14 protein-coding genes are annotated in these 20352 nt (G+C 48.3%); 9 read left to right on the top strand and 5 right to left on the bottom strand.

Annotation, left to right across the window (positions count from 1 at the left end; translation table 11 throughout):
* Window positions 1-156 precede the first annotated feature (156 nt).
* Window positions 157-693 carry a DinB family protein gene (locus HNR77_RS21130; RefSeq protein ID WP_184188758.1) on the top strand — a complete coding sequence of 179 codons (537 nt, stop codon included), beginning with the start codon at window positions 157-159 and terminating at the stop codon, window positions 691-693.
* Window positions 694-743: 50 nt separating this feature from the next.
* A complete protein-coding gene (locus HNR77_RS21125) occupies window positions 744-1322 on the top strand; it encodes a YdeI/OmpD-associated family protein (protein WP_184188883.1) in 579 nt (192 codons plus the stop codon).
* A 200-nt stretch (window positions 1323-1522) separates the two neighbouring features.
* Here HNR77_RS21125 and HNR77_RS21120 read toward each other — a convergent pair whose 3' ends face one another.
* Window positions 1523-2407, bottom strand: a complete 885-nt coding sequence (locus HNR77_RS21120; protein ID WP_184188881.1) for a helix-turn-helix domain-containing protein — start codon at window positions 2405-2407, stop codon at window positions 1523-1525.
* 296 nt (window positions 2408-2703) lie between these two features.
* Between HNR77_RS21120 and HNR77_RS21115 the strand changes: the two genes are divergently transcribed.
* Both HNR77_RS21115 and HNR77_RS21110 read left to right on the top strand, forming a co-directional pair.
* Entirely contained in the window at window positions 2704-4338 is a 1635-nt protein-coding gene (locus HNR77_RS21115; protein ID WP_184188879.1) for an ABC transporter substrate-binding protein, read from the top strand.
* Window positions 4339-4351: 13 nt separating this feature from the next.
* Window positions 4352-5875 carry a glycoside hydrolase family 43 protein gene (locus HNR77_RS21110; protein ID WP_184188756.1) on the top strand — a complete coding sequence of 508 codons (1524 nt, stop codon included), beginning with the start codon at window positions 4352-4354 and terminating at the stop codon, window positions 5873-5875.
* 982 nt (window positions 5876-6857) lie between these two features.
* Here HNR77_RS21110 and HNR77_RS21105 read toward each other — a convergent pair.
* The gene (locus HNR77_RS21105; protein WP_184188753.1) at window positions 6858-7781 is read right to left on the bottom strand and encodes an S-layer homology domain-containing protein; all 924 of its coding nucleotides are present in this window, start codon (window positions 7779-7781) and stop codon (window positions 6858-6860) included.
* Window positions 7782-8298: 517 nt separating this feature from the next.
* Here HNR77_RS21105 and HNR77_RS21100 point away from each other — a divergent pair.
* The 3 genes from HNR77_RS21100 to HNR77_RS21090 all read left to right on the top strand — a co-directional run bounded on the left by HNR77_RS21100 (window position 8299) and on the right by HNR77_RS21090 (window position 12650).
* Entirely contained in the window at window positions 8299-10041 is a 1743-nt protein-coding gene (locus tag HNR77_RS21100) for an ABC transporter ATP-binding protein (protein WP_184188751.1), read from the top strand.
* Window positions 10034-11920: an ABC transporter ATP-binding protein gene (locus HNR77_RS21095; protein ID WP_397367270.1), complete on the top strand. Its 1887-nt coding sequence runs from the start codon at window positions 10034-10036 to the stop codon at window positions 11918-11920. The genes HNR77_RS21100 and HNR77_RS21095 overlap by 8 nt, the downstream gene beginning before the upstream one ends.
* Window positions 11921-12131: 211 nt before the next feature.
* On the top strand, window positions 12132-12650 hold the full coding sequence (locus HNR77_RS21090; RefSeq protein ID WP_184188749.1) for a hypothetical protein: 519 nt from the start codon (window positions 12132-12134) through the stop codon (window positions 12648-12650).
* Between the two features lie 38 nt (window positions 12651-12688).
* On the opposite strand, the gene HNR77_RS21085 is transcribed toward HNR77_RS21090, so the two are convergent.
* Complete coding sequence (locus tag HNR77_RS21085; RefSeq protein WP_184188746.1) at window positions 12689-13123, bottom strand: Lrp/AsnC family transcriptional regulator; 435 nt, start codon at window positions 13121-13123, stop codon at window positions 12689-12691.
* A 131-nt stretch (window positions 13124-13254) separates the two neighbouring features.
* Here HNR77_RS21085 and HNR77_RS21080 point away from each other — a divergent pair, with 131 nt between their 5' ends.
* A complete protein-coding gene (locus tag HNR77_RS21080; protein ID WP_184188744.1) occupies window positions 13255-14019 on the top strand; it encodes an MBL fold metallo-hydrolase in 765 nt (254 codons plus the stop codon).
* Window positions 14020-14110: 91 nt separating this feature from the next.
* Here the strand turns inward: HNR77_RS21080 and HNR77_RS21075 are convergent, their stop codons facing one another.
* The gene (locus HNR77_RS21075) at window positions 14111-17653 is read right to left on the bottom strand and encodes an S-layer homology domain-containing protein (protein ID WP_184188741.1); all 3543 of its coding nucleotides are present in this window, start codon (window positions 17651-17653) and stop codon (window positions 14111-14113) included.
* A gap of 720 nt (window positions 17654-18373) precedes the next feature.
* On the opposite strand from HNR77_RS21075, the gene HNR77_RS21070 reads away from it, so the two are divergent.
* Complete coding sequence (locus HNR77_RS21070; RefSeq protein WP_184188738.1) at window positions 18374-18673, top strand: hypothetical protein; 300 nt, start codon at window positions 18374-18376, stop codon at window positions 18671-18673.
* Between the two features lie 89 nt (window positions 18674-18762).
* Here the strand turns inward: HNR77_RS21070 and arfA are convergent, their stop codons facing one another.
* Window positions 18763-20268: an arabinosylfuranosidase ArfA gene (arfA, locus tag HNR77_RS21065; protein WP_184188735.1), complete on the bottom strand. Its 1506-nt coding sequence runs from the start codon at window positions 20266-20268 to the stop codon at window positions 18763-18765.
* Window positions 20269-20352: the final 84 nt, after the last annotated feature.

Raw genomic sequence — 20352 nt, 5'->3', positions numbered from 1 at the left:
TCTGTAGATGATGCTCGATAACAGTCGATGAATATAATATTCGGTAGAAGCGAAGAAGAAGTATGACACGCTGTTGTCATACTTCTTTTTTTATAATCTTTTCAGCAAGATAGCACTCTCACTCAACTAATCGCCAAAATAAAGGAGACGATCTTCATGAATCATCCGCAACAAATGTATCATTATCATGTTTGGGCATCACACACCATCATGCAGCGCATTCAGGAACTTCCGCCTGCTGTACTGCATCAGGAAGTTGGCAGCTCCTTTCCTACTCTCGCTCATGCTCTGAGTCATCTGTATGCCGTCGATCAGATGTGGTATCTGGTCCTAACCGGAACAGGCATGCCTGAAGCTTTGCAGCTCTGTATGCTGCGTAACGGAGAAACTTTTGCCACGATAGAAGAATACGTTGATCGTTATGACGAGCTATCCGATCAGTTCCTTGATTGGTTCCGTCAGCAAGCAGATTTGGAGCAAACCATTCCACTCGACAATCCCTTTGCGGGCCTGCGTCAAACCAGTCTCGCAGAGATCATTTTTCATCTGGTCAATCACGGAACCTATCACCGGGGCAATATCTCCACCATGCTGCGTCAATTGGGTCATGCCTCTATCATGAACGACTACTTCCGTTTCTGGTACGAAGGTGAAGGCTCCAATGAAGTTGCAAATTCCGATGCTGCTGTATAAGCATGTACTGCTTGAAGTCTATTACAACATGATGAAGGGTCTTGGATCTGATGCAAACTCTCTCACCTGAAAATGTACTCCCCTTTACTTCCAGAGAAGAGTTAAGGCTGTGGTTAGAAGAGCATGGAATCTCACATGCGTACTGCTGGGTTCATGTCAGCATAAAACCACGCGCCGAAACAATCTTATATCTGGATGCGGTTGAGGAGTCGCTGTGCTTTGGCTGGATTGATGGAGTGAAAAAGAAAACCGCTGACAACCGGCTGTTACAGCGCTTATCTCCACGCAGCCGCAAGAGTTCATGGACCGAGTTAAACAAGGAGCGTGTACGTCGTCTGGACAGACTTGGTCTTATGCGGGATGAGGGCAGAAAAGTTCTGCCTGATTTGAACCCGGAAGCTTTTGTCATCGAAGACGAGATCCAACAAAGGTTAACCGCAGACAGGCAAACCTATGAAAATTTCCTGGCATTTCCTCCGCTGTATCAACGTGTTCGCATCGACACCATTCAAAGTGTACAACGGCAGCCTGAGCTCTTTCAGAGCAGACTTGATAAATTCATCATGCATACGAGGGCAAACCAAATGTACGGCCAGTGGCACGATGACGGAAGATTGCTACATGATTAAAAGATGAATCCGGCTTGTTCGTTCCAATGATATAGATAGAAGCACATTGTTCCGAACGCTCAACACATCAAAGCAGGAGCTTTCCATGGGGAAAGTCCTGCTTTGATGTATGAGCACTTTTGTTTTTATATAGGAGAACATAGAGAACAAAAGGTCATTTTTGCAAGTGCTTGTTTCTATGCTGTAGCTGTATTACGCTTTTAATTCACATTGTCTTTGGCACCCGCATTTTGCCTGAATCCTTTGGGAGACCTTCCATAAGCTTTGGTAAATTGTCGTGTGAAGTAATTGCTGTCATTGTATCCGCATTCATATGAAACCTCAGTAATCGGAAGACTGCTATATTTTAAGAGGTGACATGCTTTTTCCAAACGAAGCTTATGCATGTACGAGATGGGTGTTGTACCGTAATAGGATTGGAAAATACGATTGAGATGTCTCACTGAAACTTTCGAATGACCAGCTACTTCCTCCAGCGACAACGGCTCCAGATAATGATCCTCGATATAGGAGATAGCATTAGCCAGATGCATGAGATGATTGCCTTCGATCCCGTTCTCCTGCGTATCGTAATGCCGCGAAAGATAAACAACCATTTCCGTAAACCGTGAAAGCAGCATCGTCTGATACCCCTGCTGCCTGTTATGATATTCCTCAATCATCATGGAAATCAAAGACTCGACATAATCCAGGCCGGAGATGGGCAGGGCGAGCTTGGATGCATATGAATGTGCATTGCGGTACATGGGTTCCAGCACAAACAATGCCTGAAATCCGTTCGATTTCCGTAGATCAGGGCCGATCGAAGCGAGCATTTCAGGTCTGAACATGATGTTGCAGATCTGAAAATCATGGGGTTCCCTGTATGCATGAGGTGTGGAACCATTAATAACAAACGCATTTCCTTTTTTGATAAAAAACGACTCATGGTTAACGATATGCGTGGCATGGCCTTTAAGCACAATGACAAGTTCGGAGAAATCCGCGTGCCTGTGCAGCTCTGTATCCTCATCATGTCCGCCGTATTGAATATAAAACGGGAACTGTACATCCGATGTGAACCATCCCAGATACGCGTTGCTCAGTTGCCACACCTCCCAAACCCCTCGCTGAATTGAATGTCTATATCATGCTATTCCAGGACCGAAAAATCAAGGTATCCAACTCGAAGTGCCGATATAATTCCTCTTGTACACCAGACAGATGTGATGCAGCAGCTCGATGAGGTGGCCGCAGAGCAGCATCAGAATATGCTGGCATTTCAGTTCATTTTCCCAATGGTTTGCAAACGCATTCAACACAAAAAAACTCAACAGGGGGTTATATTTTGGCTCAATGGATAAGAAACATCTCGAAACTCTCCGTCACACTTACGCTTTCGATGAGCTTGCTGGCCGGATGCGGCAGCAACAATCAGGAAGCAGACAACGGTAGCACTTCCGAGGATCAACTTTCTCCCGTAACCTTCAGCTTCTTTGGCGCAGACGCCAATCCAAACTGGAATAACATGCAGGATGCGGTTGGAAAAGAGATCACAAGACAAACCGGTGTATCCCTGAACGCTGAATTTGCTGTTGCTGATCCTTCACAACGACTAGCTCTGATCTCGGCCAGCGGAGATTACCCCGATCTGATCAGCCCCAAAGGAGATTTGGACAAACTCGTTGATGCCGGAGCAATGCTGGATCTCACCGATCTGATCGAGGAACATGCACCTAATCTCAAAAAGCTGTTTGGTGAACAGATCAAACGTTTACGCTACAGCAATGAAGACCCATCCATATATGTTATTCCCACGTATTCTTCCATAGACGGACTCAATTTTGTAGCCGGAAGTGGCTTCGAACTCCAGCACCGTGCGGTGAAGGAAGCCGGATATCCAGAGATTAAAACGGTACAGGATTTCGAAAAAGTCATTCGCAATTATCTGGAGAAGCACCCTGTAGACGAAAAAGGGAATCCCAATATCGGTCTCACCCTGAATGCCGATGATTGGCGCATACAGATCACCGTGACCAATCCTGCGGCGGAAACAACCGGCAAATCCGGTGACGGTGAGTATTATATAAACCCTGAAACTTACGAAGCCACATATCACTTCCGCACGGAAGGTGAGAAGGAATATTTCCAGTGGCTTAACCACATGTATAATACCGGTCTGCTCGACAAGGAATCCTTTGTTCAGAAGAACGATCAGTATCAGGCTAAAATTGCTTCAGGCCGGGTTATTGGTCTGACGGATGTAGACTGGGGTTATGGTGATGGGGAGAAGGCACTCAAAGCCGAAGGAAAATATGATCAAACTTATGGTCATTATTCCGTTATGCTTTCGGATCAATACAAGGATAACCGTTTCCAGTCCACAGGTTTTATGGCTGGGTGGGGTGTAGGCATCACTAACGCTTGTAAAGATCCCGTCCGAGCCATTCAATTTTTGGACTTCCTTGCTTCCGAGCAAGGGCAAGTTCTGAACAATTGGGGAATTCAAGGCAAGCATTATGAGCTTCAGAATGGCAAGCGTGTAGTACCTGCTGAAGTTCAGGAGCGCATCGTTAACGATAGTATTTCGTTCAGCCGGGAATCCGGGATAGGCTTCTACACGAATCTGGGCGCTCATTACGGAGATGGTGTCAAGGATTCTACAGACAATTACTTTACTAAAAATTACCCGGAACAGATCGTGGAGAATTATACCGCTGCAGATAAAGAAACACTCCAGGCCTATAACGCCAACACATGGATGGATTTATTTCCAAATGAAAAAGACTTTCCCGTGAAACCTTGGGGAGCTGTATGGAATATCTCAGTCCCAAGTGAAGATGAGATCAACGTCATTGCCAACAAGGTCAAGGATATCACTTGGCGCCAGATTCCGCTGGCCATCATGTCCAAACCGGAGGAGTTCGAAAGTATCTGGAATGATTATCAACAGAAGCTGCTTGATGCCGGGGTTGAAAAAATGGAAAAGGGCTTCACGCAATACGTTCAGAATCGCGTTAAGCTCTGGAATGAATAGAGGTATGATCCAGATGAATTATTCAAATCCGATTATTCCGGGATTCTACCCTGATCCGAGCATATGCCGTGTCCAGGATGACTACTATCTGGTGACCAGCACGTTTGAATATTTTCCCGGCGTGCCCATTTTTCACAGCAAGGATCTCGTGCATTGGCATCAGATTGGCCATGTTCTGACGACCACTGAACAGCTTTCACTTGACAATGCATGGCGGTCCGGGGGCATCTACGCCCCCACTCTCCGTTATCACGAGGGCTTTTTCTATATGGCGACCACCAATGTCAGCAGCGGTGGCAACTTCTATGTGCGAAGTGAGCAGGCTGAAGGCCCATGGTCACGACCTGTCTATGTAGCTCAGGACGGAATAGACCCTTCCCTTCTCTTTGATGAAGATGGTCGTGTATACTTTCAGTCAGCTTGCAATGGACAGGACGGTGAAGGAATCTATCAATGCGAGATTGATATCTCAACGGGCCATAAACTATCCGAGAGTCGTCTCATCTGGAAGGGAACTGGCGGTGCTGCTCCCGAGGCTCCTCACCTTTACAAAATTAACGGTTTCTACTACCTGATGATTGCTGAAGGCGGAACGGAGTACGGACATATGGAAACCGTTGCACGCAGTGATGCTCCATATGGGCCATATGTACCGTGTCCACATAATCCGATTCTGTCCAATCGCAGCCTGAAATCGAGTATCCATGCTGTTGGACATGCAGACCTTGTACAAATACAGGATGGCAGCTGGTGGGCTGTATGCCTTGGTATTCGCCCGCCTGCCTATCCTATGCGGCATCATCTGGGGCGCGAGACGTTTCTGGCTCCTGTAACCTGGACGCCTGATGGCTGGCCAATGATTGGTGAGAACGGCCGACTCCATGCTGTTATGGACAGTCCCAACCTGCCCGAATTCAAATGGCCTGCCCAGGTGTCTCTGGATCATTTCGATCAGCCTGCGCTCGGACTGGACTGGATTCACCTGCGCAATCCTGCACCGAATAGCGTTTCACTCCATGAATCTCCAGGGCATCTCACGTTGTATGGACACTCAGCTTCACTGGATGACGGGAAAAATCCAGCTTTTGTAGGGCGCCGCTTGAGTCATTTCTGTTGCAGCATAGCTGCCATGCTTGATTTCGAGCCAGCCTATGAGAATGAAGAAGCAGGATTAACGGTGTATATGAATGAGAAGTATCATTATGATCTGGCTATTAAACGTATCCATGGAGAAAAGAAATGGATATGGCGGCGTACTGTCGGCTCACTGAGACTGGAAGAGGTGCTGGATTGTGATTGTGATGATGGCCCTGTAACGTTGCATGTGGAGGCTGACCCTGATCAATTTACATTTTCAATAAAACATGAATTATCAGATATTTATTCTCTGGGCTCTGCGGAAACACACTTGCTTTCCAGCGAGGTAGCAGGAGGTTTCACCGGTATCATTGTTGGGATGTATGCATACTCTCCGGCAGAGGCCCCAACTCCCGCACGGTTTGACTGGTTTAATTATGAACCTGCACCGCAGGATTAATCGGAAAAAGAGGATTTCGGGGACGTGCTGAAAAAATATGATATAGGCTCGGTTTAAGTTACGCTGAAGACACTTTGGGTTGAGTATATAAGATATCATAGAGACATAGAAGGCATGCTGGAGATACAAAAAGATATCGGAGACTCGTTGGAGACATATCCATGAGATGTTGGAGACTCGTTGGAGACATATTCATGAGATGTGGAAGACATGAAAGGTACGCCGGAGATACAGAAATGATACACCGCGACTCGGGGGAAACACGTCCAAGTGATGTCGAAGACATGATGAAGACGTGATGAAGTCACGTTGAAGTTAAACTTAAAGCTTCTAACGAATTCAGGAGACGCTATTATGCCACTTTTTGCCCTTCTGAGATTCTAACGATCACCAGAAGCCTTATTCTCCCGATTCAGCCCTTTTTCCAAGCATTTTTAGCTGAATTCGCAGAAATAGCGTCTCTCAGAATCGTTAGATTGTGAAACATCCCATATTCGCTCCAATAAGGTCTGTGGAGATCGTTAGCGCTTGAAACAAAGCAGCAGCTTCCAGCAACTTCATCTCCAATTGCAAAAAAAACCATCTGGCCTCCCGTTCTCCCTGGGGCGTGTCTCGAAATTCACTGTAGTACATCATTTACTGCCCTTTCGCCCCCTGCTGCATCACTTTCCCTTGACATGCCCTGGCACGCCAGTGGAAAACATCCGGGCTTGGAACGAAACTTCAGCAAAGTTGGCTCCCCCAGGAGAACGGTTTGCCTTCTACTTCAGCGTTTTCAGACGCGCCCTAGTTCAGTGTTAAACAGATCCCGAAATTGGTTTTTGTCTAACACATTTCCTCAGAGAATACGGTCCGCTAGATGGTTTTTCTGGTGTTCTGGAGTTCTGGTGTTCTGGTTTTTCTGCTTCTCTAACGTTCTTCCAGTTGCCTAATTTGCTTGCTGCGCAAGCAACCGTGATACGAACAACCCGCGTACCCCGATTTACTTGCCGGAAGGCTGTGCTTCAGCAGTGTAGCCTGTTGGAATTTCGGCTTCTGCCGTCACTTTGGTAATCACCATCGGATACATCTTGTCTGGATCAGGCTGCAGGATAGAATATTTGACGATCGCCCGATTATTCTGCTCCAGTTTGACTTCATCAATCTTCAATCCGTACCCCGGATGCGGCATTTCGGCGGTCAAAGTAACTTTGCTCGTTTTGTCATCCACCTTGCTGATCGTTACCGCAGGTACGATGGCTTGCTGTCCTTCTCCTGGATTCGTTGGAGCCGGTTCAGTTGAACCGCCGCCATTGTGCTGATCCACAAATTCAAGCGCATTGAAAATCATGCTTGCTGCCTCCATACGGGTAAGCGACTGATCTGGGCGGAAATTCCCGTCCTTGTCCAGCTCAATGATGTTCATATTCAGCAGGTTCTGGACCGCAGATATAGCGTCCTTACTTAATTTATTTTCATCCTTAACTTCATTATACTTCATGATTACGGGATAATTCCCGGTTGTGCCAATTCCCTCATGCAGCAAAATAACAAATTGCTCACGCGTCATCTTGCCCTGGGGATTCACTTCTACCGGAATGGACAGACCATTCTGAGTGGCTGCTTGCACAGCATCCGCATACCAGGTGTTCGGACTGATTTTAGACTGAGCGGCAGCTTCCGCATATGCATTTTTCAAACCAAACGCTTTGACAATCATCTGGATCCCTTGCGGCTCGGACAAAGCTGCATCTGGACGGAACAGGTCTGACGTTACTCCGTTTACGACCCCTTTCGATTTCAATGAATCTACAACCGCCTTTTGCCCCTCATCCTTGATGTCGGAAAATGCAAATACCGAAGCACCTCCTGCTGTCAAAGAAACGCAAAGTGCAAGTGTTGCAGCCAAACCTTTTTTATGTTTCATTTCCTGGCACCTCCATCATATTTAGTAAAACCTTTTTTTCACCTTTTCATCCCTACAGACGGGACACCCCCGGAAAATGTTTCAGTTCATTTGGCAATTGGTGAATACAATTTCGTAACCATGCATATGAATTGCTGCATATCGGCAACGTATGTTATGTTGTCATATCACCTGTAAAACCGTATGTAGACTGTATACGACGTGCATTTCACCTATTGATAGGTATTCACACTTTGAAGTGTTCCCTTGACGTATTTCTTTTCACATTTGCTTGTGGATCTATTGACAGCTTCCCACTTTCAAGGATGAGCAGGTTCATTGACAACAGCCCACATTAGCGCGAAAATATAAATAGAGAATTCATCATATGACGGATAAATTACAAACAAGTTCGCATACAGTAAGAGGGCATGACACGCTAACATCGAGGTGTCTGCCCTTTTCTTGACTTCGTTTGTATGAAACAAGCGCTCCAATCGTTCCATAGCTCTAACCAACCAAAGGAGAACCCACACCTATGTCCAAAAAAGGTTTGCTGCGCGGTTATGTGTTATCCCATTGGCCCATCTATCTCCTGGCTATTCTTTTAATCATTGCATCCAACGTTGGTCAGGCCTCCTTGCCCCGTATTCTGGGCAGCTTCACGGATCAATTAATGCAAAACACGCTTCAGATGCAGACGGTGATTCGTTACAGCTTATCCCTGCTCGCCGTTGCCATTGCCTACAACTTGCTGTTTGGCACCGGCCAATTCATGATTATGAAGCTGGGCCGCCGTTTCGAATTCATGACACGGGAGCGGATTTTCCGCAAATTTTCCGAGCTTAGTGAGCATTATTTTTCCAAACAGGGCAACGGCAAGCTGCTCAGCTATTTCATGAATGATGTCACCTCCGTCCGTGAAGCTATCTCGAACGGGGTTACCATGACGACCAACGCAACGTTTCTGCTGCTTTCCTGTATCGTGATGATGCTGCTGAGCGGAATTCCGCTCACACTGATCCTGATCAGCATTGTGCCCCTGCTCGCGATTCCTTTCCTGGTTGTTTTCTTCGGCCCGCGAATACGAAAGCGCTCCCGGGATGTGCAGGAAGCTCTCGCCACGATGACGGAGTCTGCCGAAGAACAGCTCGGCGGTATTCGTGTGATCAAAACGTTTGCTATTGAGGACAGTGCATGTTCACGTTTTGGCGCAACGGTTGATGATATTAAAACCAAGCAGTTGCGCCTGGTTCGCCTGTCTTCTCTTTTTCAAGCTGCACTGCCTTTGCTGGGTGCGTTGTCTCTCGTCGTGTCCTTGCTGGTTGGCGGTATTCTGACGATGCAGCATTCCATTACGCTGGGCAGCTTTGTCGCCCTGACCTTATATTTGCGCATGATCATGGGCCCGCTCCAGCAGATTGGCAACGTGATTAATACGATGCAGCGCTCAGGGGCCTCGCTCGAAAGAGTTAATGACTTGCTCAGTGAGGTTCCGGATGTGCGTGAAATTGCAGAAGCAGAGACGCTGCACAATGTGCAGGAGATTACGATCCGGAATCTGACGTTCCATTATCCGGGCAGCGCAGCTCCAGCCTTAAAGCAGATTCAGCTCCGAATTGGAGCAGGTCGTACGGTTGGCATTGTCGGCAAAACAGGGTCAGGGAAAAGCACACTGGTCAAGCTGCTGCTTCGTACATACGAGCCGCCGGAAGGCAGCATTTTCATCAATGGCACAGACATTCGTGAACTGTCACTGGACAGTCTGAGATCACGGATCGCTTATGTTCCTCAGGATGGATTTCTGTTCAGTACCACCATCCGTGACAACATTGCCTTCAGCAATCGGGAAGCACCGCTTGGTGATGTCGAGGACAGCGCCAAACAAGCAATGATCTATGAAAATATTGTACGTTTCCCTGACCGTTTCGATACGCTGCTCGGCGAACGCGGACTTACGTTATCGGGTGGACAGCGACAGCGCACCAGTCTCGCCCGCGGGCTGATCAAGCAAGCCCAGATGCTTATTCTGGACGACAGCATGAGCGCCGTAGATGCGGTTACCGAGACCGGCATTCTGCGCAGTCTGCGCAAGCTGGGCAAAGGCAAAACAACCCTGATCATCTCCCATCGCATCAGCGCGGTTCGTCATGCAGACCACATTATCGTGCTGGATGAAGGACAGATTGTTGAACAGGGAAGCCATGCCGAGCTGATGGCTGCCAAAGGCCTGTACGCAGCGACCTATCGCTTGCAGGAGGAGGGATTACATCATGTCTGACGCGGATGGCAAGGAGAAGCATAAGAACAGAACGCAGCATTCAGAAGCCACAAATGATACTAACAATCAAGCAGAACCCGACTCTGACACAGTCACTGGGGATCAGCACAGTAAACGCGCTTCGTTTAAAGCAATGATGGGATATGCCAAGCCGCATCGGTGGGCTTTCGCCGGGATTTTCTGCTGCTCCCTGCTCGGCATATCGGCAGATTTGCTGCAGCCTTATCTGGTGAAGATCGCCATCGATGACCATCTGGCTGTGGGTCAAACGAGCATCAGCTTTCTTGTTCAGCTTGCTGCCATTTTCCTAGGGCTGGCTATGATCAGTTTTATTTTCACGTATGTACAAAACAATCTGTTACAGCATGTCGGTCAGAGCATCGTCTCTCGCATTCGTAAAGACCTGTTCAGGCACATCTCCAAAATGTCGATGTCCTTCTTCGACCGCTTTCATATCGGCAGTCTGGTGACCAATGTATCCAGTGATACGGAAACGATCAGCAGTTTTTTCACACAGGTGCTGCTTAGTCTGATCCGGGATGGCATGATGCTGGTGCTTATTATCTTTTTTATGTTTCAGCTTGATCCTGTGCTAGCCAGTTATTCACTCATCGTACTGCCTGTTATCGCCGTTGTAGCTGCCTTATTCCGCCACAAGCTGCGGAGAGCCTACCAGAATGCACGTACCCGGCTTTCGCGTCTTATTGCGTTCACTGCGGAAAACCTGTCCGGTATGTTCCTAATCCAGGCATTTCATCAGGAGGAAGAGCAGAAAAAACGGTTCAAGGAGCAGAACTTCCTACACCTGCAAGCCAACATTGCACAGGCACGTTCTAATGTGATATTTAACCGCACGTTTGACATTCTGGGTAACGCAGCTCTGGTGATGATGGTCTGGCTCGGCGGGAGGGCTGTGCTTGGTGAATCTCTGCAAGTCGGGGTGCTGTACGCATTCATTAGCTATATTCGGCAGTTCTTCCAGCCCATCAACCAGATTACGATGCAATGGAACACCTTCCAGTCCACTACCGTTTCTATGGATCGGATCTGGAACATTTTGAGTACTAGACCTGAAGTGCATGACCCCAAGCCAGGCAGCAAATCTGCTCTGGAGCCGCAGCAGGTTATGGGCCAGATTGATTTTAATGACGTGTCCTTTGGTTACCGTGCAGACCGGCCAATTATTCAAAACATGAACCTGCACCTCTATCCGGGTGAAATGGTCGGTATTGTGGGAACAACCGGCGCTGGCAAAAGCACGCTGATTTCCCTGCTCAATCGTTTCTACGATGTGAATCAGGGCAGCATTCAGATTGATGGCACCGACATTCGCCAACTTCCACAAGCTTCACTTCACCGTATTGTTGGTCTGATTCAGCAGGAGCCTTTCCTGTTCTCAGGAACGATTATTGATAATGTGCGCATGTTCAGAGGGGATATTACACGGGAGCAAGCGATGGAGGCTTGCCGATTCGTTGGCGCAGATGCGATGATCCGTCGTTTACCGCAAGGATACGATACTCGCCTGTCGGAGCGTGGAAGCGGACTGTCTGCCGGGGAACGGCAGCTGATTTCTTTTGCACGAATCGTCGTCTTCCAGCCCCGGGTGCTTATTCTGGATGAAGCTACTGCAAATCTCGACTCACACACCGAACAGCTTGTGCAGCATGCTCTGGAGTCCGTCTCCCAAGGCAGAACAACGATTGTTATTGCACATCGTCTGTCCACGGTGATGCATGCCGATCGAATTCTGGTGATGGAGCACGGTGCTATTGTGGAGGAAGGGTCACATCAGGAGCTGGTTGCGCTGCAAGGCGTGTATGCGGATTTATACCAGCACGCGCGCGAAGCCGGGCAGCAGTCGAGCAAGCTGGGGTAAGTAGCGGCTCTTCGTAAACACCGTGATCATGACTATTCTGGCAAATGAACATGAGAAATGACAGGTTTAATAAGTTGTTCACAACTCCTGCACCTAATTGCCGCCTGAACTCGTAAATTACACTATAGGCTGCACACGTCAAACATGCCGCTCTGCTGATGCAGGCGGCAATTTTACATATGGAGCCAGGGATTACCAAGGAGGAATAACTATGCATATGCACTCTGCCTCATCCGAACATCAGCACGGGGAAATCGGAGAAATTCGTTATCGTCGCATCACAGCCATCTGGAAAGGAAGCCTCTGCTTCCTGTTCCTTGTCTTGTGTGTGCTGCTCTTATGGATCATTGTGGCCGGGCAGACAGAAAGTGTAGAGAAAATCTATTATCCTATGGCCGCTATACTCGGTATGTGGATGGTGGGACCCTTTTTCTTTATGTTCCTGAATCGCTCCCTTCAGCGTTCAACCGTGCTCGTGTCATGGGATCAGCAGCATCTCCACGCCGGGCACCGTGATCTCCCGTGGGACCAGATTCGCAAGATTGAGCTGACCACCCCGGCTCAGAGCAAGTGGCAGCTATCCCGCTCCCCCATGTATGCCATATATCTGAAGGATGGCACACGCGTTCATATCCACTCCGATCATCTGCTTGGAAAAAAGAGAATTCATCACTCTTTGGCTCTGCTTCAGCAGACGTTAAGGGAACATCAGCAGCCGGATCGAGACTGATCTGGCTGTGACAGCTTCCAAATAGCCTTCGCCCCCTCTTATTTCCTGGACTTCTCTACACCAATGGACAAATTCACTCTATAATTGCCCAAGGGCAGCAGCGCCTCCAGCAGTTCACCCAGCTGTTCGGTCGATCCGGTCTGCACCTGCATCAGGTAACAACCTTCCCCGCTTACACGGTGGACCTCAACGATGTCCTCACGCGCTGCCACAAAAGCACGAAAGGCAGAATGTTTGTCGCCAGAGTTCAGAAATACCGTGACAAACGCCTGCAGGCACAGGCCGACGCGTTCCGGGTTCCATTTTACCGTATACCCTTCAATAACCCCCATATCCTGCAGCTTGCGGACTCTTGCTCCAACCGCCTGCCCCGTAAGATGCACCTCTTCCCCAATCTCCTTGTTTGACCGTTTGGCATCCTGAATGAGGATCTGCAGAATACGTAAATCCGTCGCATCTATCGTTTCGTTCATGGATATTCAGCACTCCTTTCACCTTGAAAATCGTCAGGCCGATCTGCATTCAGCAGGTTATGTACGACGTGAATCGGTTTGTATAACATATAGGATAATACTAAGAGAGAACATGAAGGAGTGCAAATGAAATGAAAATTCAATTGATTAGAAATGCCACCTTGTGGCTGCACTATGCAGGTTTGAACATTCTGGTTGATCCGATGCTGATGGATGCCGAGAGCATGCCTGCTTTTTCAAATACACCGAATGATCTGCGCAATCCCCGGGTCAGCTTGCCCGATGTCGAGACAAATATTCTGAATCCCGACCTGTTGCTCGTAACGCACACGCACCCCGATCACTGGGATGAAGCCGCTGCAAGGCAGCTGCGCAAAGATATCCCGCTGATATGCCAGCCTGGGGATGAGCATATTTTCATCGAAGCCGGATTTATTAACGTAACCCCTGTCGATATACAGCATGAGCATCAATCGATACAGTTTACTCGTACTTCAGGGCAGCACGGTACAGGTGAGATTGGCGAGCGTATGGGGAATGTATCCGGCTTTGTGCTTGAAGCGGCTGGAGAACCCGTCACCTATATTGCCGGGGATACCATCTGGTGTGAGGAGCCTGCGGAAGCCATTAAAACCTATAATCCAGAGGTCATTGTTGTTAATGCCGGAGGCGCCCGCTTCCTGCAAGGTGATCCCATCACGATGGACGGGCCCGATGTCGCCGCTGTAAAACGCGCTGCACCTTCAGCCCACCTCATCGCCGTTCACATGGACGCCATCAATCACTGTATGACAACACGTGCAGATCTTGCCGCTTATCTGGCATCTGAGCAGTTGGATGGGCAAGTGTTTATTCCACATGATGGCGAAAGCCTGGAGTTTGGCGGGAAGGTTTGAAATTGAAGCTGCATAAAATATACGTTATCAGCAAAGACCGCATTGCCTGTCACCAGGGCTATGCGGTCTTTACGTCTTGCTTTATTCAACCCTAGATCAGACCAGCCTTCGAAAGTAAACGTGCTACCATCTGTGTAACCTCCGCACGGGTAACGAACGCATCAGGAGCCAGCTCACCTTTGCTTCGACCCGTCACGATTCCCGCTTCAATCATCTGGGCTGCGCCCTTGATGGCCCAGGAGGAAATCCCTTTTTCCAGACCGCGGTCTGCGATAATCTGCCGAGCTTGTTGCTCAGTGATTGAAGCCGGTCCTGTTCTAAGTTCCATCGCTCTGGCTAAGAGAAGCATGGCTTCCTCACGAGTAATATTCCGATCAGGTTGGTAACTTCCATCCGCATAACCTTGTATCAGATTATACTCGCGCGCACTGCCAACAGCTGCGGAATACCATACATTCTGTGGCACATCAGAGTATGTGCTGTTCAAAGCTCTTGGTGCTATGCCCAATGCCCGGGTGATGATCACGGCAAACTCAGCGCGAGTCATATACTGATCAGGACTAAAGTTGCCGTTCCCCGTCCCTTCAATGATCTTTCTGGAAGCCATATCATTGACCGCGTTCTGTGCCCAGTGCCCCGCTACATCGTCAAATTGAACCGGATTGAGAATAAGCGCATAGGTGCTGTTGCTTAAACTGTTGATTACTGCCTCATATCTTCCATCTCTCAGGACAATACGAGTAGGTACATGCCTTACCGTTCCGTCCAGGTTCACAACAACGCCTGTAGTGATGCCGGATTGTGTTTTCCCTTTTTCGAGAGTGATCGTTCGTTCGACATAAGTATTAAACTGATGGATATCTACAGACTGGTCTCCGTATGTCCCCCCCACCTTAAACTCAACAGGCATTCCTTGCAGTGTGAACTGGTTCTGTTGTAGGGACCGATTCACGGCATCACTCTCTACCTGAGAGGGTTTGCCCATCTCCACTTGGATTTTCATGTCTTGCAGAGCTTTGTCACCCCCCAAGCCTTGGGCAAGGGAATCGAGTGAAATCTGTTGTACAGGAAGGCTGTACGTTGCGAAATCGGTCTGCAGCTTCAATACGGCCTTCGACTGCTGCATATCCCGAATCATGGAGCTGTCCAGTTCTCCGATCAGCACGTCTGCACCAGAAGGGACCAAAATCGTGACCAACGCGCCTGGGCCTTCAGCAGCCAGCTTCTGTTTTAATTTTTCGGGATCAACGCCTACCTTGCTTACAACCTGACCATCTCTGGTCGTTTGAGTTAAAAAGCCGATCTGTTCGGATACACCATTCACAAGAACGTTAATGCCTTGGCTGACGGTTGTCTGTGTAGATGATGATGTACCTCCTGTTGCATTGCCTGAGCCGGAGCTGCTGTCTGAGCCACCTCCACTTGAAGGTACTGCCGGAGTCACTGAATTGGATGGCGTAGATGCCAAACTGCTGCCTACCGCATTAATCGCCTTAACCGTGAACGTATAACTTGTGCCATTCGTCAAACCTGTTATTGTTATTGGACTTGAGACTCCCTTGACCTGAATATTGCCTGGTGAAGCTGTTACTTCATATTCCGTGATCGGGCTGCCTCCATCCTGACGTGGTGTATCAAATGTAATGGTTGCTTGAGCGTTGCCGGTTGTTGCTTTTACATTCTTAGGCGCATGAGGAACGGTAGGGATCATCAGCCAAGGCGTTGCCTCACTGATTACACCATTTACGCTCTGTACGACATAATACTCACCGCCAGCTGGCAGATTGCCGAATCGCATTTTGCCATCAAATTGCAGTTCGGGACTATTGGAAACAAGTGTACCGTCCGTCAAATATAAGCTGACTGTTGCTCCGGGATAGACTTCATCCACATCCAGATACCCGATACCCACACTACCTACAGGTTTCCGCAGGTCCACGCCGATGAAATCGGAATTGTTGCTTTCTTCTCCATTTACCGTTTGAGTGACATAGTACTCTCTGCTGTCCGGTATTACGTTCTCAAAACGATACGTGCTTTCTGTAACCGGTTCAGAGGTAGCTTTCAGAGTATCGCTTTCCGCCTCATAGAGCTTCAGTATAGCACCGGAAGTGAATCCGCTGACATCAATATATTCTGTTCCCTTGACCGCTATCGGCCTGCCGGGCGTATTAATAGATAGCTCGACAAAGCTCGTCGTTACACTAACTACGCCGTTAATCTGCTGTTGAGCATAATATTGGGTCCGTTTCTCCAAACCTGTGAAAATAACCTTGCCCGGCTGCTGCAAGTTCGGCGTATCGGAAGAAACAAGCTCTCCATTCTTTTTGTACAAAGAAACGGTGGCTCCTGGATATACATTGCTGATCGTGACTGAAATGGAATCAGCACTAGCTTCAGGATGTCGCAACTCGGAATTTACAAATTCAGAATTCTCGCTTTGCTCCCCGTTAACCGTCTGTGTGACATAATACCCTCCAGTTTTAGGCTCGACCGTTTGGAACAGGTACGGGATCTGCGTCACAGCATCTGCTGTGGCTATAAGCGAGTTATCCGACTTCTGGTAAAGCTTCAGGGTTGCACCTGATGTGAATCCGCTGACATCGATGCTCTCCAGCTTGCCTTGAGCTACAGGCGCAACAGGAATGTCCGGTTCAACATAAACCGGGTCTGATTCACTGATGACTTCATTAATCGTTTGCTTCACGTAGTAGTAGGTACGACTGGCGAGATTAGGAAAGATGACTGTCCCATCTGGCTGCACATCGGGTGTATCGGAAACGAGACTTCCATCCCCTTTGTGCAGAGAAACGGCTGCTCCGGGATAAATGCTGCTGACCTTGACTGAATCACCGTCCACACTGGCCTGTGGTTTTGGCAAAATGGAACTCGTAAAATCGGAATTTGTACTTTCTACGTTGTTAAAGGTTTGCGTTACGTAATATTGGCTCTTGCGGGGTACAACAGACTCAAACGTATACGTAGGGTCTGTTACGGGAAGTGAAGTAGCTTCCAGGGTACCATCATCCGCCTGATACAGCTTCAGTATGGCCCCCGAATGAAATTCGCTAACCTTGATCTGTCCCGGTTCTCCTTCGGCTACAGGCCTTTGGGGAGTGACCGTCACCGTATTGGAACCTTGAATGACTCCATTGATACTCTGTGTAGTGTAGTAATTTATACCAGGTTTCACCTCTTTGAACAGCACAGTGCCATCGGATTGAAGCTCCCCTGTGATGTTGACCAAGGTTCCGTTGGATTCATACAGCTTTACTTCCGCTCCAGGGTATACATTGCTAACCCTCACTTCCTCTACATCCCCTGATGCTTGAGGCTTGCGCAGCTCGGAATTGACAAAGGGGGAATATCCGACGACTTCTCCATTCACCGTTTGCGTTACATAGTACTGGTCCTTGTCAGGAACAACGGGATCAAACAGGTAAGTGGGGCCTGTAACATCTTGCACAGTAGATATTGGCGCCCCGCCTGAGGCACGATAGAGGTTTAATGTTGCACCACTTACAAAGTTGGATACCTCAATGCTTTCCAGCTTGGAGGTAACCATCGGTGCAGCTGGAGCGGCAAGCACAACAGGCACTTTCCCCCACATCGTCATCACCAAACTTACAATCATGCAAATTGCTGTCAATCTCAAAATCAGCCTTCGGTCCATAGCATCGCTCTCCCTTTTTCACCTGTGTATATCCCTGGACGGCTTACGCGAGGGACACCCCCGTATCACACGATTTCGTCTGGAATATACTGCTATACTATCACAAAACATATTGTATTAGTTGATATAATTCGACTTTTTTCGCCAAAAAAATTAAAGTTGTGAATACGCTATCATTTTTGTTTGGAAATAGGTATAAGCCTTTGAGAGAAACTCATTCTCGGTGGATAATAAATGCTGCTGAATTGACTCCCTGCTTGCTAACCTTGCAGCATGTAACATATCCTGCATTTGTATATGGGCATCGAAGACTTCTAGGCTTAACTTGTGTAACAACTCCTACATTCGTATTTGGCCTCGCAGCTCTAACGATTCGAGATGACGCTATTCGCAGCTTTTCGGCGACTTTGAAATTCTAACGAATCCAGGCGACGCTATTTGTGCGAATTGGCCCTTTTTCTGCGTAATATCGGCTCATTTCGGTGAAATAAGGCTTCTGGGAATCGTTAGCTTTTGAAAGCGATGATAAGCAGCTAAATAAGCTTTCCTGAGATCGTTAGCGCTGCTGAGTGCTGAATTGTGCTGCCCTTGGCAGAAGAACTCCCCCGCACACCGAGCTCACTCAGACTGCAAACTCATCCTATAAAAACATCCTGTTCCTGTCGGACATTACGTCAGGGATTGCTTTCGGATCGCGGGGCGGCTTCGGCTCCCGGGGCGGCTTCGGCTCCCGGGGCGGCTTCGGCTCCCGGGGCGGCTTCGGCTCCCGGGGCGGCTTCGGCTCCCGGGGCTAAAAAAATCTGGATGCGATATTCGCATCCAGATTTTTTCACACCACTTCGACCTTCACTCCGCTTCAGCCCGCTTCGGGCTTCACTTTACTCCGTCCCTCCGCTTGCCATCGTTGAAGTTCTGGCTGGTTTTACCGTCCTTATGCTTCCTTATAATTTTCTTTCGTTCCCTTGTGCTTCCTTTCGCTGACCTGATACCCTCTACTCTACTCTACTCTAGACTACGATTAACGCTTCCCTTAACTCATCTCATGACTCGTGCATTTCCTTTATCCGCTCTTACTGTACCTTCAAACGAATCACGTTCCAGGATGCTTTCGCCAGACTGGCTGTGATCAGTGTATCGGATACTGAGGCTCCACCGCGGTTATGCGGAACGACGCGATCAGGCTGGACAGCTGTGTTGCTTGCTTTGAGATCATCTGCTTCCAGCACGATATGCTCGATCAAGCTGCATTTACCGAAGCTGCGCAGATCAACCTCAAGCGGGAGAGATTGTTCCAGATGACGGTTAACCGCAAACACAGTGACCTCACCCTGCTCCTCATTATGCACTGCAATACCTTCCAGATAAGGAACGTCCGTAATTTGTTTGGTGTCATATTTAGGTGATTGAATCAGCGGCACCAGCGCCGTTCCACGACCATACACAGAGGCATGCATAAATGGATAGAAGATCGTCTGTCTCCATGAGCCTCCACCTGTTTCTGTCATGATTGGAGCAATAACATTGACGAGCTGAGCCAGACAAGCCATTTTGACCCGATCCGCATGTTTTAGCATGCTAATCAGCATACAGCCTACCAGAAGCGCATCTTCATGATTATAGATGTCTTCCAGCTGCGGAGGAGCGATCTGCCACGGGTCCATTTTGGAGTCGTTCTCATGGGAGTGATACCATACGTTCCACTCATCAAAGGACAAATACATTGTCTTTTTGCTGCGTTTCTTTGCTTTCATGTAATCACAAGTCGCTTTTACCGTATCAATGAAACGATCCATTTCCAATGAACGCGCAAGGAACGTTGGGGTATCGTTATCCGGGTTGCCGTAATATTGGTGCAAAGAGAGATATTCGACATGATCATACGTATGATCCAGCACCGTTGCTTCCCAGTCCGGGAAGGAAGGCATGCCCAGATGCGAGCTTCCGCAAGCAACGAGTTCAATCGTTGGGTCAGTCCATTTCATGACTTTGGCTGCTTCCGCAGCTGTGCGACCATATTCCTCGGCTGTTTTATGCCCGATCTGCCAAGGACCGTCCATCTCATTCCCCAGACACCAGGTTTTCACACCATGCGGCTGCTTGTATCCGTGCTTGATCCGAAGATCACTGTAATACGAACCTTCCGGATGGTTGCTGTATTCTACGATATTACGCGCAGCATCGACCCCGCGTGTCCCCAGGTTCACCGCCATCATCACCTCGGAGTTAGCCTTTTTCGCCCAATCCACGAATTCGTTAAAACCAAATTCATTCGTTTCAATCGTTCTCCAGGCAAGCTCCAGCCTGCGTTTACGCTCGGACACAGGTCCAACGCTGTCTTCCCAATTGTAACCGGATACAAAATTGCCCCCGGGATATCGTACAATCGGCACCTGCAGCTCCTTCACCATCTCCAGTACATCTGCGCGAAATCCCTGTTCATCTGCTGAACCATGCCCAGGCTCGTAAATCCCGCCATATACAGCACGTCCAAGATGTTCAATAAAGGATCCATACAAACGCTTATCGACTTCACCAATCGTAAAATCTTTATCTACCGTCATTTTCGCTTTTTCCATGAATGATCTCATCTCCTTTAAGATTAATAAAAAAATTAATTGATATTCTATGGATCAACGTTCATATTTATATTAAAATCGATA

It is taken from the genome of Paenibacillus sp. JGP012 (assembly GCF_014203995.1).
Classification (GTDB): Bacteria; Bacillota; Bacilli; order Paenibacillales; family Paenibacillaceae; genus Paenibacillus; species Paenibacillus silvae.
This window is presented reverse-complemented; position numbering and strand designations above follow the sequence as displayed.

Bases quoted from the DNA above. Each gene is read 5' to 3' on its own strand.
- HNR77_RS21130 (WP_184188758.1), top strand. From the start codon at position 157: ATGAATCATCCGCAACAAATGTATCATTATCATGTTTGGGCATCACAC.
- HNR77_RS21125 (WP_184188883.1), top strand. From the start codon at position 744: ATGCAAACTCTCTCACCTGAAAATGTACTCCCCTTTACTTCCAGAGAA.
- HNR77_RS21115 (WP_184188879.1), top strand. From the start codon at position 2,704: ATGAGCTTGCTGGCCGGATGCGGCAGCAACAATCAGGAAGCAGACAAC.
- HNR77_RS21110 (WP_184188756.1), top strand. From the start codon at position 4,352: ATGAATTATTCAAATCCGATTATTCCGGGATTCTACCCTGATCCGAGC.
- HNR77_RS21105 (WP_184188753.1), bottom strand. From the start codon at position 7,781: ATGAAACATAAAAAAGGTTTGGCTGCAACACTTGCACTTTGCGTTTCT.
- HNR77_RS21100 (WP_184188751.1), top strand. From the start codon at position 8,299: ATGTCCAAAAAAGGTTTGCTGCGCGGTTATGTGTTATCCCATTGGCCC.
- HNR77_RS21095 (WP_397367270.1), top strand. From the start codon at position 10,034: ATGTCTGACGCGGATGGCAAGGAGAAGCATAAGAACAGAACGCAGCAT.
- HNR77_RS21090 (WP_184188749.1), top strand. From the start codon at position 12,132: ATGCATATGCACTCTGCCTCATCCGAACATCAGCACGGGGAAATCGGA.
- HNR77_RS21085 (WP_184188746.1), bottom strand. From the start codon at position 13,123: ATGAACGAAACGATAGATGCGACGGATTTACGTATTCTGCAGATCCTC.
- HNR77_RS21080 (WP_184188744.1), top strand. From the start codon at position 13,255: ATGAAAATTCAATTGATTAGAAATGCCACCTTGTGGCTGCACTATGCA.
- HNR77_RS21075 (WP_184188741.1), bottom strand. From the start codon at position 17,653: ATGATTGTAAGTTTGGTGATGACGATGTGGGGGAAAGTGCCTGTTGTG.
- arfA (WP_184188735.1), bottom strand. From the start codon at position 20,268: ATGGAAAAAGCGAAAATGACGGTAGATAAAGATTTTACGATTGGTGAA.